The 14,812-nt window shown below is 49.2% G+C and carries 13 protein-coding genes and 1 tRNA gene; 12 read left to right on the plus strand and 2 right to left on the minus strand.

Annotated elements, in window-relative coordinates:
• Nucleotide 1: 1 nt before the first annotated feature.
• Entirely contained in the window at nt 2–1,240 is a 1,239-nt protein-coding gene (locus NZM04_06990) for a glycosyltransferase family 9 protein (GenBank protein MCS7063772.1), read from the minus strand.
• Between the two features lie 33 nt (nt 1,241–1,273).
• A tRNA-Pro gene (locus NZM04_06995) sits at nt 1,274–1,348 on the minus strand.
• 116 nt (nt 1,349–1,464) lie between these two features.
• Between NZM04_06995 and NZM04_07000 the strand changes: the two genes are divergently transcribed.
• The 12 genes from NZM04_07000 to NZM04_07055 all read left to right on the plus strand — a co-directional run bounded on the left by NZM04_07000 (nt 1,465) and on the right by NZM04_07055 (nt 14,789).
• The gene (locus NZM04_07000; protein ID MCS7063773.1) at nt 1,465–2,067 is read left to right on the plus strand and encodes a CDP-alcohol phosphatidyltransferase family protein; all 603 of its coding nucleotides are present in this window, start codon (nt 1,465–1,467) and stop codon (nt 2,065–2,067) included.
• A 15-nt stretch (nt 2,068–2,082) separates the two neighbouring features.
• Entirely contained in the window at nt 2,083–3,480 is a 1,398-nt protein-coding gene (gene der / locus NZM04_07005; protein MCS7063774.1) for a ribosome biogenesis GTPase Der, read from the plus strand.
• Nucleotides 3,423–4,748 (plus strand): hybrid sensor histidine kinase/response regulator, encoded by a 1,326-nt coding sequence (locus NZM04_07010; protein ID MCS7063775.1) that lies wholly within the window; start codon nt 3,423–3,425, stop codon nt 4,746–4,748. The genes der and NZM04_07010 overlap by 58 nt, the downstream gene beginning before the upstream one ends.
• Nucleotides 4,749–4,754: 6 nt before the next feature.
• Nucleotides 4,755–5,609 (plus strand): signal peptidase II, encoded by an 855-nt coding sequence (gene lspA, locus NZM04_07015; protein MCS7063776.1) that lies wholly within the window; start codon nt 4,755–4,757, stop codon nt 5,607–5,609.
• A gap of 41 nt (nt 5,610–5,650) precedes the next feature.
• Nucleotides 5,651–6,775: a histidinol-phosphate transaminase gene (hisC, locus tag NZM04_07020; GenBank protein ID MCS7063777.1), complete on the plus strand. Its 1,125-nt coding sequence runs from the start codon at nt 5,651–5,653 to the stop codon at nt 6,773–6,775.
• Nucleotides 6,772–7,611, plus strand: coding sequence for a prephenate dehydrogenase/arogenate dehydrogenase family protein (locus NZM04_07025; GenBank protein MCS7063778.1), 840 nt, complete (start codon nt 6,772–6,774; stop codon nt 7,609–7,611). The genes hisC and NZM04_07025 overlap by 4 nt, the downstream gene beginning before the upstream one ends.
• A complete protein-coding gene (gene cmk, locus NZM04_07030; GenBank protein MCS7063779.1) occupies nt 7,608–9,683 on the plus strand; it encodes a (d)CMP kinase in 2,076 nt (691 codons plus the stop codon). Before NZM04_07025 ends, cmk begins: the two co-directional genes overlap by 4 nt.
• Nucleotides 9,677–10,306, plus strand: coding sequence for a 1-acyl-sn-glycerol-3-phosphate acyltransferase (locus NZM04_07035; protein ID MCS7063780.1), 630 nt, complete (start codon nt 9,677–9,679; stop codon nt 10,304–10,306). The genes cmk and NZM04_07035 overlap by 7 nt, the downstream gene beginning before the upstream one ends.
• Before the next feature lie 16 nt (nt 10,307–10,322).
• The gene (locus NZM04_07040; GenBank protein ID MCS7063781.1) at nt 10,323–11,246 is read left to right on the plus strand and encodes a sugar phosphate nucleotidyltransferase; all 924 of its coding nucleotides are present in this window, start codon (nt 10,323–10,325) and stop codon (nt 11,244–11,246) included.
• An 81-nt stretch (nt 11,247–11,327) separates the two neighbouring features.
• Nucleotides 11,328–12,803, plus strand: a complete 1,476-nt coding sequence (lysS, locus tag NZM04_07045) for a lysine--tRNA ligase (GenBank protein MCS7063782.1) — start codon at nt 11,328–11,330, stop codon at nt 12,801–12,803.
• Between the two features lie 4 nt (nt 12,804–12,807).
• Nucleotides 12,808–14,136: an MFS transporter gene (locus NZM04_07050; protein MCS7063783.1), complete on the plus strand. Its 1,329-nt coding sequence runs from the start codon at nt 12,808–12,810 to the stop codon at nt 14,134–14,136.
• Nucleotides 14,133–14,789: a lysophospholipid acyltransferase family protein gene (locus NZM04_07055; GenBank protein ID MCS7063784.1), complete on the plus strand. Its 657-nt coding sequence runs from the start codon at nt 14,133–14,135 to the stop codon at nt 14,787–14,789. Before NZM04_07050 ends, NZM04_07055 begins: the two co-directional genes overlap by 4 nt.
• The last annotated feature ends 23 nt before the right edge of the window (nt 14,790–14,812 follow it).

Below are 14,812 nucleotides of genomic sequence, written 5' to 3' on the forward strand. Positions count from 1 at the left end.
ACTATCCCTTCAACTCTCCAGCAAGCAGCGACTCCACTGCACCCAGCACAAAAGAAGGCTGCATCTCCTGCATACACACATTATTCCGACAAGGAGAAAAACGATGGTTAAAAACACTCACACAAGGACTGCAAGCCAATCCCAAATTCAAAGCACGCACCCTATCCCCCAGCGGAGCCCAAAGCGCAGGCGTCTCAGGACCAAAAAGCACAACCACAGGAATCCCCGTCAAAGACGCAAAATGTCCAGGCCCACTATCGTTCGTGACCAAGACTTCGCATCGGCAATACAGCGTTAAAAGCTGTCTCAACGTCGTGAGACCACACAAATTGATTACACGCCCCTTAGGCCATCTTCGAATAGCATCCTCCACAGCACCTCGCTCGGAAGCCGTCCCCGTCACAATAAAATCCACATCAGGATAACGTTCAGCCACAAGCCTGACCAATTCCTCCCAGTGTTTCATCGGCCATTTTCGCAGCGGCAACAAGTCTCCGGCATTAGGATTGAAGATCCAACGCCTTCGGCCATGAGATTGAGCCCCCATGCTTCGCAAGAGTTCATCCACCTCCTCCTCATCTCTCGACGTCGGCACAAATACGGGCGGCACAAGCTTTCTCTCGATCCTTTCCTTCAAAAAAGGCTCCTCCGACCGCTTACTAAAAAGCGCCTGCACCAGCACCATAAAAGTCTCAGCCGTGTGAAGGCTAAAATTATAGTTCACCCTATGGGTAAATAAATCGCCACAATAAGGCAGCTCACTGGTAAAGCGGTGCAACCCCGCGCGCACCCTAGCCCCCGTCGCCCAAGAAATCAGTGCTCCCGCGCGCGAGAAAAACTCATAATTCACGCAGCCTTCTACGCCTAGCTTCCGTAAACGCCACAACGCTCCCAGTAAATCCCAACCGAAAACAAAAAGATTCTTCTTCCGCAGCGCCAACACATTCTCTTCCGGCACCCCCCCCATGATCGAGAGTAACTCTACACTATCAGAAAACGTCAACACATACACATTCCTCCAACCCACTCGCTCAGCTGCATAAGCGTATGCCGGAGCTGCTAACACCTTAGCGCCTATCTCAGTAACTTGCACAAAAACTACTGACCGAGGCTGCCTATCCGTGTTTTTTCTCCCCCAAAAATTACTTCCTACCTCCATCATCCGCCGCAACGCTGTGGCGATCACACACAACGGCACCCCCAACCAAAAATCAATCCAACGTATCAATACCGGCTTCAAGAATCCAGACTCCCTCATCTCTATAAATAAAAATCGGAGCGACAGGATTCGAACCTGCGACGTCCTGCTCCCAAAGCAGGTGCTCTAGCCAGGCTGAGCTACGCTCCGAATATGCCTAAACTAACAAAAAAACATACCTACTCAATCTAAACTTCATCCTCACCCATTCGAGAAAGGATAAACCGCTTGGCACCATTTCCACTTCCTTTCATCATCCCCATACGATGAAAATCAAAATGACTTGGGCTAACCGCATCACCCTTTTCCGCCTGATTCTCATCCCGGTTTTTATCACCTTCATGCTATACTATGCCGAGGCTTCCCAGAACGAAACCAACCCGGACCTATGGCGCTGGCTAGCACTTACCACTTTTGTGCTGGCAGCTGTGTCCGACGCAATCGATGGCTATTTAGCTCGCCATTTCAATCAATTTACCCCGCTAGGATCTGTGCTAGACCCCATCGCCGACAAGCTTCTCATGCTAAGCGCAGTCCTAACCCTAAGTTTTATCCACATTCGAGGAGGTGTAGGCCTTCCACTATGGTTTCCCGTGATCATAATCAGCCGCGACATCTTTCTACTCATAGGCTCAATTATAGTTTACCTTACCGTCCATGGCTTCGACGTAAAACCCCATTGGACAGGCAAATGGGCGACATTCTTTCAACTCACAGCAATTATTGCTGCGCTGATGGGCTACCCTCACGCAATTTGGATTTGCCTTACCGCAGCTTTATTTACCGTGATCTCAACATGTTTCTACGTCGCCGCTGCCTTGCGCCTCATCGCCTCAAGCCCCTACTATCAGACAGTAAAGAAAGACTAGACTCTCCGATGCTGCATGTCAGATCCCACTTCGCCTTCAATCCTTACCGTAGCAATCGTCGGGCGTCCCAACGTAGGCAAATCAGCACTCTTTAATCGCCTGGCAGGACGCGATCTAGCTTTAGTCTATGATCAACCCGGCGTCACACGCGATCCGCTAATCGCCAATTGCCAATGGAAAGGAGTCTCATACCAACTTATAGACACAGGCGGAATCGCCTTTCCAGAGACTCCACTAGACCAAGCTGTCCGCGAACAAGCCTTTCTAGCTGCTTCCACTGCCCAACATATCCTTTTTGTCGTCGACGGCCGCTCAGGCCTTCACCCGCTCGACCAAGAAATAGCACTTTGGTTCCGAAAAAATTGTTCCACCCAACGCATCACCCTTGTCGTCAACAAAATAGACTCCGAAAAACAAAAACTACTCATAGACGACTTCCATGCACTAGCCATCGATGATATACAGGCAGTCTCCGCAGCACACTCCATCGGAATCCGCGAGCTCCGGGATAAAATAGTCCAGCCTTACCTAAAGCAACTTCACCAAATTCCTCCCCCTACAGCTGCTGAAACGTCACGTATAGTGCCCTTCAGAATCGCTATTATTGGAAAACCCAACGTAGGTAAATCATCACTAATCAACGCCCTTACCAAAACCACACGCGCTATCGTAAGCCCGACCCCCGGCACCACCCGAGACAACTTAGACATCCCATTCACCTGGAAAGACAAACATTTCCTCTTGATCGATACAGCAGGAATGCGTTCCCGATCGCATATCTCTGATCCCCTCGAAAGCCTCACCACTAGCCGATCCGCTCATGCTATTAACCGCTCACATCTATCCATCCTTTTGCTAGACACCGATCGTGGAGTTACCACCCAAGACAAAAAAATCGCCGGCCTCATCCAAAAATCACGACGTCCATCCATCATTGCCGTAAACAAATGGGACAAGCTTAAAGAAGCGCCTAACCATACCACAGCTTCACCACAGGCATGGCGAGAAGCCATCCAACGAGAACTTTTCTTCCTAAACTACGCACCAATTTGCCTAATCAGTGCACAGACTCACGCAGGTCTAACAGAACTCATGCACACCCTGGTTCAAGTGCAAGAAAATCTCACTCACACCATCCCTACATCCCTTTTAAATCGCATCATCTCCGAAGCCATCCAAAAACAACCTCCCCCCACAAAAAAAGGATCCAAAAAACTCAAAATCTACTTCGTCTCCCAACGCACATCAGAAGAAAGCGGACCGTTTTCCCCCCCCAACTTGCAATGCTTTGTGAATGACGCATCACTACTCTCGCCCGATTACCTACGCTACCTCGAGACAACTATACGAAAAACATGGCCACTCCACGGAGTCCCGTTAAACTGGATCATCCGTTCACACTCCCCCTCATGAACACTCCAGCCTCTCCCTCCTCATCGTTCAATTACAAAGACTACTTCATCCTCTACGTGGATGACGAAAACAAATCACTCAAATACTTCACCCAAGCATTCTCAGATAAATTCTCAATTCTCACTGCTGATAACGCGCAAGAAGGATTTGAGCTATTCAAAGCACATGTTCCACGTGTCGCCATCCTGATCACAGATCAACAAATGCCGCGAGAAAAAGGCACACAATTTCTTGAGCGAGCAAGAGCCTTCTACCCCTACACACTTCGAATCCTCGCCACAGCCTATGCTGATCTTCAATCTGCCATCGAAGCCGTCAACTCAGGAGCAATCTATAAATTTATCACCAAACCCTGGGACATCCCCCAACTCGAAATCATGCTCCTCCGTGGCGTAGAATTCTACATCCTACAGCAAGAACGAGAACGTCTCATCCGCGAAAAAATGGATATCCTTCAAGAACTCATCACCCGAGAGCGCATCCTCTCCCTGGGCATTCTCTCCGCTGGACTCAGCCATCATCTCAACAATGCAATGACAGCCATAAAAACCTTCCTCGACTTAGCTCCACTAAAGCTACAATCAGAAATCATCGATCCTCACCAGCTCAAAGATCCTGAATTCTGGCACGATTTCCACCACCAAGCTCAACAACAAACTCAACGAATCGCTTCCCTCCTACAACAACTCTCGCTCGCCGACCCCCATCAACACACCCTCATGCTTTCAACAGTCCAACTAGACCAGCTTCTCCAACAAATTATCCAACACTTGCGTCCGCACGCTGAACAAAAATCCATCAGCATAAAATTTACCTCCTCGACTACGATTCCCCCACTAAACACCGATGAAGAAAAGCTAGAACAAGCCCTCAGACTCATCCTCAAAGACGAAATCACTGTTCTCCCTCATCAATCCACCATCACGATCGACCTCTCACACTCTCCCCCCAACCACCTAAAGCTCCTAATCAGCGACGACGGCCCATCTCTCACAGAGGAAGCCCTTCAATCCCTCTTCAATCCATTCTTTCAGCGCAACGACGAACTTCCCCAAGAATACGGCGTCCACCTCATGGCAGCCTATCTCCTCATTCACCAAATAAAAGGCAAAATCCAAGCCCAGAGTCATTCCCCCAACAAAGGCACCACATTTACAATCACCCTCCCCCTCACATATCCCACAGATTCTGAGCCTTCTCCCCCACCCATCCAATCGTTTCTGCAGAACCAACAAATTCTTGAAAGCATTTTATCTGGAAAAAGATAATACCGCATGCGCTTCTCTCCCTCACCGCCTCATTTAATCTGCATCCTTACTTTCCTTATCGCTCTTGCCTCCGATCAAGCAACAAAACACTGGGCGTGGCACGTCCTTCGCCTATCCGCTCCGATCCCCATCTTCCCCCCTCACTTGCATTTCACCTTCGCCCAAAACACCGGCATCTCCTTCGGCCTATTTCAAGGAAACAACTCCGCCCTCATCCTCCTTACGACGGCACTCATCCTGCTAAGTCTCTTCATCGTACGACAACTCCCCTGGAGCCACCCCATCACCCCCATTTTTACAGCTCTCTTTTTTGCCGGTGCCGTCGGAAACCTAATAGACCGCATTCAATTCCATGGCGTCATCGATTTTATCGACATCCACATCCCCTGGATCCAATACCGATGGCCTACCTTCAACCTCGCAGACACTTTTATCTGCGTCGCCGTAGGCTTATTCATCCTACAGCAAATCTTTTTTCTCCCCCGCTCCATACCAAAAGGCTTCAGCCTCTTCGAAGTCATGTTAGCTGTCACAATCTTCGCCCTCGTAGTCATGGCCCTCGCACAAGCCTTGAAATCCTCTATCGAATCCACCACCCTCATTCAGAGAGAATTCATAGTGCGTCAACTTCTCCAAAACGCCCTTGCAGCCGCTCGCGTCGAGCCTCTCCGCACAGGTTCTTTCCCCATAAAAACAGATGACCCAGATTACACGCTCGAAAAACGAGTCGAGCAACTCAATTGGCAAAACCAAGACCAACAACCCCTTCAAGGCCTTTACCAAATCACCATCACCGCTTCGTGGAAAGAAGGCAACGACTCTCAACAAGCTCAAGCTTCACTTATTCTATACCAACCCTAAAACCAAAAACCATAAAACCATAAAACCAAAACCAACTTCTCATGCCCCATCCCGACCTACAATCTCTCATCAATCCTCACATTCTCAGCCTTCATCCTTACGAACCAGGTAAACCAATCGACGATGTCGCCCGCGAACTCGGGCTAGACCCTCGCACCATCATAAAATTGGCCTCGAACGAAAATCCACTCGGCCCGTCCCCTCGAGCCATTGAAGCCATGCAGGCGCATATTCACCAAATGCACATCTACCCCGACGGTGGAGCTTACCACCTGCGACAAGCCCTAGCCCAAAAACACAACATCCCCCCCGACCACATCGTCCTCGGCAACGGATCAAACGAAATTATCGAGCTAGCCTTCCACGCTTTCACCGCCCCCAATCAAAACCAAAACGTGATCGCCTCCCGTTACGCTTTCGTGGTCTACAAGCTCATGGCACAACTCTTCAACATCCCCTTTATTGAAACGCCAGACCGCCACCTACACCATGACCTCTCGGCTATTTACAACGCCATCACCCCACACACCAAACTCATCTTCATCGCAAACCCCAACAACCCCACAGGCACGCGTATTCCTAATGACCAACTGCTTTCGTTCATTCAATCTTTGCCCCCCCACGTAATTCTTTGCCTCGATGAAGCATACTATGAGTTTCTTGAAGACCCCCTCCCTTCAATTGATCTCGTTCGTCAAGGATATCCTATCATCGTCATGCGCACCTTCTCAAAAATTCAGGGTCTAGCAGGCCTACGAATCGGTTACGGCGTCTGCCCTCCCGCAATAGCTGATGCACTTCAGCGATCTCGCCAGCCTTTCAACACCAATGCGCTAGCGCAAGCCGCCGCTCTGGCAGCTCTCCAAGATGAAAACCATCTCCACCGCACCCTCGATAACAACCGCCAAGGACGCCAGCTCCTCGAAGAGACGTTCAAAGCGTGGCAGCTTCCCTATCTCCCGACCTCCGCCAATTTCGTTCTCGTAAAAACCGGCAACGGAGCTCACACCTTTCAATCCCTACTCAAACGAGGAATCATCGTTCGGTCTATGGTGCCCTACGGCCTCCCCGAATGGATACGAGTCACGATCGGCACCCCAGAGCAAAACCAACGGTTTTTAGAAAACCTAAAAGAATTACTATTCAACACCCACAGCCGATCATGATCACCACAGCGATTCTTGGTGCAGGACTGCTCGGTGGCTCACTCGCCCTAGCTCTCAGAAACACGCGTCGTGTCATCCTTTATGCCCGTCGGCCGGAGGCCATCGCGCAACTCCATCAAGTCGGCTTAGCAGCAACTTCTGATCCGCATGAAGCAGTAAGCAATGCTCAAGAAATCCTCTTCTGTGTTCCAGCACAAGCCACGATCCAATTAGCCCGACAGCTCCGTGTTACTATTCGCCCCGGCAGCTTCATCACCGACGTGGTCAGCACCAAGACAAATATCGTCCGCGTCCTTCAACCCCTATTTAAAAACCACGCCTATTTTGTCGGCAGCCATCCCATGGCCGGCAGTGAGAAAAGCGGGTTTTCCGCAGCACGAGCCGATCTTTTTCAAGACGCAAATGTCATCCTTACCCCCACACGTTTCACTCCACAACCAGCGGTTGCTTGGGCCACAGAATTCTGGAAATCCCTACACATGCATGTCCACTTGTTAAGTCCCCGAGCGCACGATCAAGCAGTAGCTCAAATTAGTCATCTCCCCCATCTCATCGCAGCAACGCTAGTAGCATCCGCATCTCCACAAGCGATATTGCTTGCAGGGCCGGGATTTAGAGACACAACACGCATCGCAGCTAGTTCACCCGATCTGTGGACTGAAATCTTCCTCGATAACGCCCCCTCCACAATTAAGGCCACAGAAACCTTTGTCCGAAACCTGCGGCAACTAATTCAAGCTATCCGCAAAAAAAACTCCAAGAAACTCCTCCAATACTTATCATCTGCCGCCAAAAAACGTGTGCCTCTCACAGCACAGCACCCCCCAATTAAATGAAATCGATAGTCGTCAACCCTATCTATCAAATTCATGGCTCCATCACCCTTCCCGGCGACTATGTCATTTCACAGGTAAATCTTATCGTTGCTGCCCTCGCACATGGAGAAACACAGATTCAAGGATTCCTGAATAATCCTGACTGCCTCTTAACCGCCAGAGCCATGCAAGCCTTTGGCGCACAGATTGACTTCGGTATGGACAACCTCCTCCTCGTCCGAGGCACAAACCTTAAACTTCACGCCTCATGGGAACCTATCAACTGTGGCCAATCACGCCTCCTCCTATCCCTCCTCACAGGCCTTTTAGCAGGCCAACCATTTGTATCAAAGCTCTACGGCAATTATGAGCTCACTCAAGAACCTATCACCGATATCATTCAATGCCTTCACTCATCGGGAGCTCGAATCCAATCCGCCAACAATAACTACACAGCTCCTCTCACCATCCGTGGACAAGTTCTATCAGCACGCGAATTCACTCTTTCAGTCCCAGACCCTGTTGTAAAATATGCGCTTATCTTAGGAGGACTCTACGCAGATGGCGTCACCACAATATATGAGCAAGCTCCGTGTGCAAATCACCTCGAAAATGCCCTCGCCCATTTTCATTCCCCTCCAGTTATTGAAAACAAACAAATCAAAATCTTCGGTCGCCCCACTCTTCACAACGAAGACATATCGATCCCAGGAGATTTTTCCATAGCCTCAGCTTGGATCATTGCTTCCGCCTTTCTTCCTGGCTCAAATCTCACAATCCACAACGTCGGCCTGAATCCCATGCGCACAGGCTTACTCACAGTTCTGTTGCGTATGGGAGCACGCATACGAGAGACTATCGAAATCAAACACGCCGAACCTGTAGGCTCACTCCATATTCAAGGCACCACACTACGAGGTATCGAATTCAGCATACATCAAATGGCAATCCCTCTTGAAGATCTTCCACTCGTCTGCGTCGCTGCAGCTCTAGCAGAAGGACCTACCATAATTAAAGACGTCCACACACTCCCACCCCGCCACCGCCAAGCCCTAAACGCAATGTGCGAAAATCTAAAAATATTTGGATTGAACGTCGAAGAAAACTTCGAAGGGCTCTGCATCGAGCGAACCACTACCATACAAGCAGGACGCATTTCATCCCACGGAGACTTCTCCGTCGGCCTTGCCTCAATCATTCTTTCCCTTTTTGCCAAAGGCAGTTCTCTCGTAGAGGACATCGATTGTGTCATCCACCGTTACCCCACATTCCATCAGCATTGGTCTCATCTAGTAGAAGATTCCATCGGATCATGGCAACGTTGGATATTTCCCGCGTCCTCAGCACTCCCCAAAATTAAAACTTCCCGCGACAAAATTCCTCCTCGCAACCAATTCATAAAACTTCCTCCACAAAGATCAGCTGTGGAAAAAATAAATCCCCTCGTTGTTTCCTATCCAGTTATTGCAATCGACGGACCTGCAGCATCCGGCAAAAGCACGGTTGCTTATGAACTCGCCTCCATTCTTCGCTACGCCTACATCAGCACAGGTGCAATGTATCGAGCAATCACATACAAATTCCTTCAAGAGTCCGTGAATCTCGAAAATCCAGACGAGATCCAAAAAACCCTTTCCGAAATGGACTTCCAATGTTTGATCCGCGAAGGAAGATTGGTCATCATCATCGATGGCGAAAATCCCGATCCATACCTCCGCCAGAGTCAAGTAAACAAATACGTCTCTACAGTTGCCTCTCTACCGCTAGTGCGCGCCTACCTTCTCGAAAAACAGCGCGCCCTTGCACAACAAGCTCCCCTCGTCATGGAAGGTCGTGATATCGGCACCGCTGTCTTCCCCTCCACACCATACAAATTCTACATCGATGCTGATGCAGAAGTTCGCTACGCTCGACGCCTAAATCAAGGAGAGACAGACCTGCTCCGTGAACGTGACTTTCTCGACAGCACTCGAGCTACAGCCCCTCTGCAACAAGCACCCGATGCAATCCTCATAGACAGCACTAACCTCACCGTCCGACAAACCGTAGACCAAATCCTCAAAAAACTCCAAGAGCTCGGCCTCAAATGGTAAACACGACTTCCCAAGCCTCCTGGTGGTATGACTTCTCCCATGGTATAGCCTATCACTTCTTCACTCATGCATTCGACACTGAAGCACGCTACCTAAGCCCCATTCCATCTACAGGAGGGCTGCTAGTCGTTAGCAACCACTTGTCCTTCCTTGATCCGCCGGTTGTCGCCGCTTTCCTTAAGCGGCCGGTCTACTTTGTCGCACGAAAAACACTATTCCGCCACCCACTTTTTGCGCGCTTGATCAGCTCGCTTCATGCTTTTCCCATAGATCAAGATAACCCCGATATAGCTTCACTCCGCCGCATCCTGAAACACCTTGATGAGGGACACGCCGTCCTACTCTTTCCCGAAGGATCTCGCAGTATGAATGGCCTCCCGCAGCCCCCACAACCTGGAGTCGGCTGGATCGCATTGAAAGCTAGGGTTCCCATCCTACCCGTAAAAATTAAAGGCACATTTGAGATCTTACCGCGTGGAAGGACCACCTTAAAATATCATCCGTTGAAAATCACATACGGCACACCACGCCCTTTGCCAGCTATATTTGAACAGTCGAAAGGAAAAGACACCTACTTTCAGATTGCACAATACTTGATGCAGGAAATTGCAGCACTTCCCTAGCGCTCCTCCAAAATTTATGTCCTCACTTACCCTCCTCATCATGGCTGCTGGCCTTGGAAGCCGATACGGAGGCTTAAAACAACTCGCCACCTTCGGTCCGCAAGGTCAGCGCATCATCGACTATTCCATATACGACGCCATGCGCTATGGCTTTAGCGAAGTCCTCTTCATCATCCGTGAGGACATCTATGATGTCTTCTACGACAATATTCTTCGCCCTTGGTCCCATCACATCTCCTGCCGCGTAGTTTTTCAAAGAACAGATGACCTCCCTACCAAATTTCAACACCTCGCCTCGACCCGCACAAAACCCTGGGGGACAGCACATGCCGTCTATGCCGCACGAAAAGCTATACAAAACCCATTTGCGATCATCAACGCCGATGACTTTTACGGCCAAAAAACCTTCGAAATTTTAGCTCATCATCTTCGTAAACTCGGTCCCCACTCCTCAGAAGGCTTTTTAATTTCCTTTTTGCTTCGACACACCCTATCCCCACACGGGCAAGTCTCTCGTGGCCTTTGCAAATTAAATCCAGATGGGACTCTAGCTCATATCGAAGAATACACAAAAATCCACATCAACCCCGATGGAAATTTGACGGGGATCTCCTCAGAAGGTAACCAACACACTCTCTCCCCTGACACACCGGTCTCAATGAATGTCTGGGGATTCTCCCCTGTTTTTTTTCATTTCCTTGAAAAATCTCTACACACTTTCCTACAGCATCTCCTAGAAGACCCCGATCCTGGCGCAGAATTCGGCCTCCCAACCGTTATCGAGGAACATATCTCCATTCAAAACCTCACAGTCCGTGTCTATCCTACCACAGCTCATTGGTTCGGCGTTACCCATCCAGAAGACCGTCCTTATGTTGAAAAAGCCCTGGCAGAGCTTGCTCGCCAAAACCTCTATCCCTCCTCATTACCTCCTCGCTAAATCACTCACCAAAAACCTTTTGCTCTTTCACTGCGTTAATCATCGCTCAGTGCCTTAAATTTATCTATACACCTTAACCCTATGCACACGCCGTCTTCATCACCTCCCGAACCAGAGCTTATCCGACTGCGCAGAGAAAAACTCAAGACATGGCAAAGCCTCGGTTATGATCCTTTCGGCCAAGCCTACCCAGGCACATCGCCCATCCAGAAAATTCTCGATAATTTCACCCCCGATGCCCCAGCCAAAGCGGCAGGACGACTCATCAGCTTCCGTGATATGGGAAAATCCATATTCGGTCACATCCAAGATGAAACTGGGCGCATCCAAGTCTACGCGAATCCTCAATCCTTAGGTGAAAAACTTGAACATTTCAGACTCCTTGATCTCGCTGATTGGATCGGAGTCGAAGGACAACTCTTTGTCACAAAAACAGGCGAGCGCACCATCCGCGTGACAGCCTTCACCCTCCTTGGCAAAGCTATACGACCCCTCCCCTCACAATGGCATGGACTAAATGATCCTGAGACTCGATATCGACAACGTTACCTCGACATGGTGATCAACCGTTCGGTAACTCAGACCCTCATCACGAGAAGCCGCATAATTAAAGCTATACGGAACTACTTAGATGAACGGGGGTTTATCGAAGTCGAGACTCCAATGATGCAGACGATCGCAGGAGGAGCAGCCGCTCAACCTTTCCTCACTCATCACAACGCACTCAATATCCCTCTCTTCCTCCGCATTGCTCCAGAACTTTATCTCAAAAGGCTACTCGTCGGGGGATTTACCAAAATCTACGAGATCAATCGCAATTTCCGAAATGAAGGCATATCGCGAAAGCACAATCCCGAATTCACCATGCTCGAAGCTTACTGGGCTTATGCTGATTACCAAATCATGGCTGAGCTCCTCGAAAACCTCATCACTCATGTCGCGCAGACTGTGATCGGTTCTCTAATTATTTCCCCCCAAAAAAACGACGCCACTAGCTCATCCTCTACTGATACGATTGATCTCACACCCCCATGGCCTCGCAAAACCTACAGACAATGCATCCTCGAAGTCGCCGGTGAGGATTGGTATCAACTCAGCATAGAAGAACAACGACAACGTTGCACCGCTCTTGGTGTAGACATTTTACCTCACCATACCCCAGCTGAATACACCCAATTAATCTTTGAAAAGTTGGTCGAATCCAGAACAGTTAATCCTCTTTTCGTTACCCATCTGCCCAAGGAACTCGTCCCGCTTGCCAAGCAAAATAAGGACAACCCAGATGTCGTCGATGTGTTTGAGCTGATCATCAATCGACAAGAGATTGCGCCCGGCTACACCGAATTAAATGACCCAATCACCCAACGTCGCCGACTCGAAGAACAGGTCGGCGAAGAAACCCAAAAGATCGACGAAGACTTCCTTCTCGCACTCGAGCATGGCATGCCAGCGGCCGGAGGAATCGGACTAGGGATCGATCGCCTCGTTATGCTGCTCACCGGAGCTGAATCTATCCGGGACGTGATAGCTTTCCCCTTGTTGCGCCCGAAGCCATAACACCATGCCACCAGGAATCTACAACGCCTATCTTTTTCAGCTCCTGAATACGATCTCATACAGCATCGTCGCTGGTGTGCCAATGATGCTTTATGTGCAGAATCTAGGAGCATCGGCAGCGATCATCGCGATCATTGGCGCATTGCCTAACTTGCTGAATATCCTTCAAATCCCCGCAGCTTACTATCTGGAGAGAATAGGTTATCGCCTTTTTGTATTAAGGGGTTGGTCAATTCGCACCATCTTTATTCTTGCGATCGCTGGGATAGCGTTTTGGCCCCGATTGGATTCCTCTACACGTCTTGGGCTTACACTTTTCCTCTATGCCGGATACAACATAGCTCGAGGCTTTTCAGTAGCTGGTTTCTTGCCTTGGGTTGCAAGCATAGTCCCCGAAGAGCAACGAGGACGTTTCCTCTCTATAGACCAATTTTGCATGAATTTGGGGGCCTTAATGAATCTCGTCGCAATAGCGTTATTCGTTCACCAAGACACATCGCTTCGTGAATTTGGAATACTATTTTCCGTGAGTTTTTTTTCCGCGCTCGGCAGCCTTTATTTCTTGAATAAAATGCCTGATGCCCCACCAGCCACAGTGTCTAAGACCAGTGAGCCTGTGCCATGGAGAGTGATGCTGAAGTATGCCCCTTTTCAACGAATCGTGATTTATTCGACGATCATACACGTAACATTTGCAGGTATGAGTTTTATCTGGGTGCCGATGACTAAAAACTGTTTCGGCTTCAACGACGCGCACATTCTCTTACTCGGCGCCTCCGGAAGCGCTATGGCCATGATCGCCCTTAGCCTCGGTGGAGCAGTGATTGATCGCGTCGGCAATCGGAAGTTGCTCTTATTTTCTCTGTTAATCACTGCCTTACACCTCATAGGATGGGCTTCTCTTGCATCCTCGATTCTCCCTCTAAATGCTTATACTTTAGCATTCCAACAGATAACTGCAGGGTTTGCAGCCCCCCTTTTCACGTTAGCCAATAGCCGCAGCCTCATGGCGACTATTCCTCAGATGGGGCGTAGTCATTTTTTCGCCATCTATAGCGTTGTAACAAGCTTGATATTAGGAATCGTGCCAGTTCTGTGGGGCTTAATTTTAGATACATTCAAGGATCTCAATATTGTGCAAGGAAGGATTTCATTAAACGCATTTTCGTCTGTCTACATTCTGATGGCGGGAGTGGCGGCTGTGGCTTTTTTTCAAGCGACAAAGATACAAGAGCCGCGGCGAATGACGACAGATGAATTCTTACGTGAGCTCTTCATCAAAACCCCCGCACGCGCTCTTTCACGTATTTTCACAAGACGCTCAATTCCATGAAAGTTCGATTCGACGACAAAACACAGGCTATCTTTGTGAGCTTATGCGTTCTCTTTATTAAAGCGCTCGGAAAGACCATTCGCTTTCGATTCAACGATCCTCATCGAGTGAGAGAAAATCTGCCCCCGCATCCATACATTTTTGCGTTTTGGCATCGTTACATTCTCCTAATGCCAGTAGTCTACAAGATCTATGCGTCACTTTACGCGGGGGGTTATCCCCTTACAGTTTTGATCAGTCGAAGTCGGGATGGGGAATTCATCACTAAAGTCATCGAACGATTTGGTCTTAGTGTGACTCGAGGATCAACACGGCGGCTGGGACATATCGCGTTTCGCCAGTTAATCACAAAGCTAAAAGAGGAATGTTGTGACGTAGCTTTCACACCTGATGGACCTCGTGGCCCGAGAGGTGAGGTTAAACCTGGTATCTTGTATTTAAGCCAGATGGAGGGTTTACCTATTATTCCAATCCGTCTGGAATATCGGCGATGCTGGACATTGAACTCTTGGGATCGTTTTGTGGTGCCTTGGCCTTTTACTTCTTGCACCATCCATGTAGGAAAGCCATTTGTAGTGCCTCGGAATGAAGACCTGATGCATTCCACGGCGAGTGAAGAAATGCTTAAATCTGCACTTGGTCCTGTCGACTAAGACTTTCGTGATGTGGATACAAG

This window comes from Candidatus Methylacidiphilales bacterium (genome assembly GCA_025056655.1).
GTDB lineage: Bacteria > Verrucomicrobiota > Verrucomicrobiia > Methylacidiphilales > JANWVL01 > JANWVL01.

Excerpts from the sequence above, each read along its gene's own strand:
- NZM04_07050 (MCS7063783.1), top strand. The coding sequence starts at position 12,808 with ATGCCACCAGGAATCTACAACGCCTATCTTTTTCAGCTCCTGAATACG.
- NZM04_07055 (MCS7063784.1), top strand. The coding sequence starts at position 14,133 with ATGAAAGTTCGATTCGACGACAAAACACAGGCTATCTTTGTGAGCTTA.
- lysS (MCS7063782.1), top strand. The coding sequence starts at position 11,328 with ATGCACACGCCGTCTTCATCACCTCCCGAACCAGAGCTTATCCGACTG.
- NZM04_07010 (MCS7063775.1), top strand. The coding sequence starts at position 3,423 with ATGGCCACTCCACGGAGTCCCGTTAAACTGGATCATCCGTTCACACTC.
- NZM04_07000 (MCS7063773.1), top strand. The coding sequence starts at position 1,465 with ATGAAAATCAAAATGACTTGGGCTAACCGCATCACCCTTTTCCGCCTG.
- cmk (MCS7063779.1), top strand. The coding sequence starts at position 7,608 with ATGAAATCGATAGTCGTCAACCCTATCTATCAAATTCATGGCTCCATC.
- NZM04_07025 (MCS7063778.1), top strand. The coding sequence starts at position 6,772 with ATGATCACCACAGCGATTCTTGGTGCAGGACTGCTCGGTGGCTCACTC.
- NZM04_07040 (MCS7063781.1), top strand. The coding sequence starts at position 10,323 with ATGTCCTCACTTACCCTCCTCATCATGGCTGCTGGCCTTGGAAGCCGA.
- lspA (MCS7063776.1), top strand. The coding sequence starts at position 4,755 with ATGCGCTTCTCTCCCTCACCGCCTCATTTAATCTGCATCCTTACTTTC.
- hisC (MCS7063777.1), top strand. The coding sequence starts at position 5,651 with ATGCCCCATCCCGACCTACAATCTCTCATCAATCCTCACATTCTCAGC.
- NZM04_07035 (MCS7063780.1), top strand. The coding sequence starts at position 9,677 with ATGGTAAACACGACTTCCCAAGCCTCCTGGTGGTATGACTTCTCCCAT.
- der (MCS7063774.1), top strand. The coding sequence starts at position 2,083 with ATGTCAGATCCCACTTCGCCTTCAATCCTTACCGTAGCAATCGTCGGG.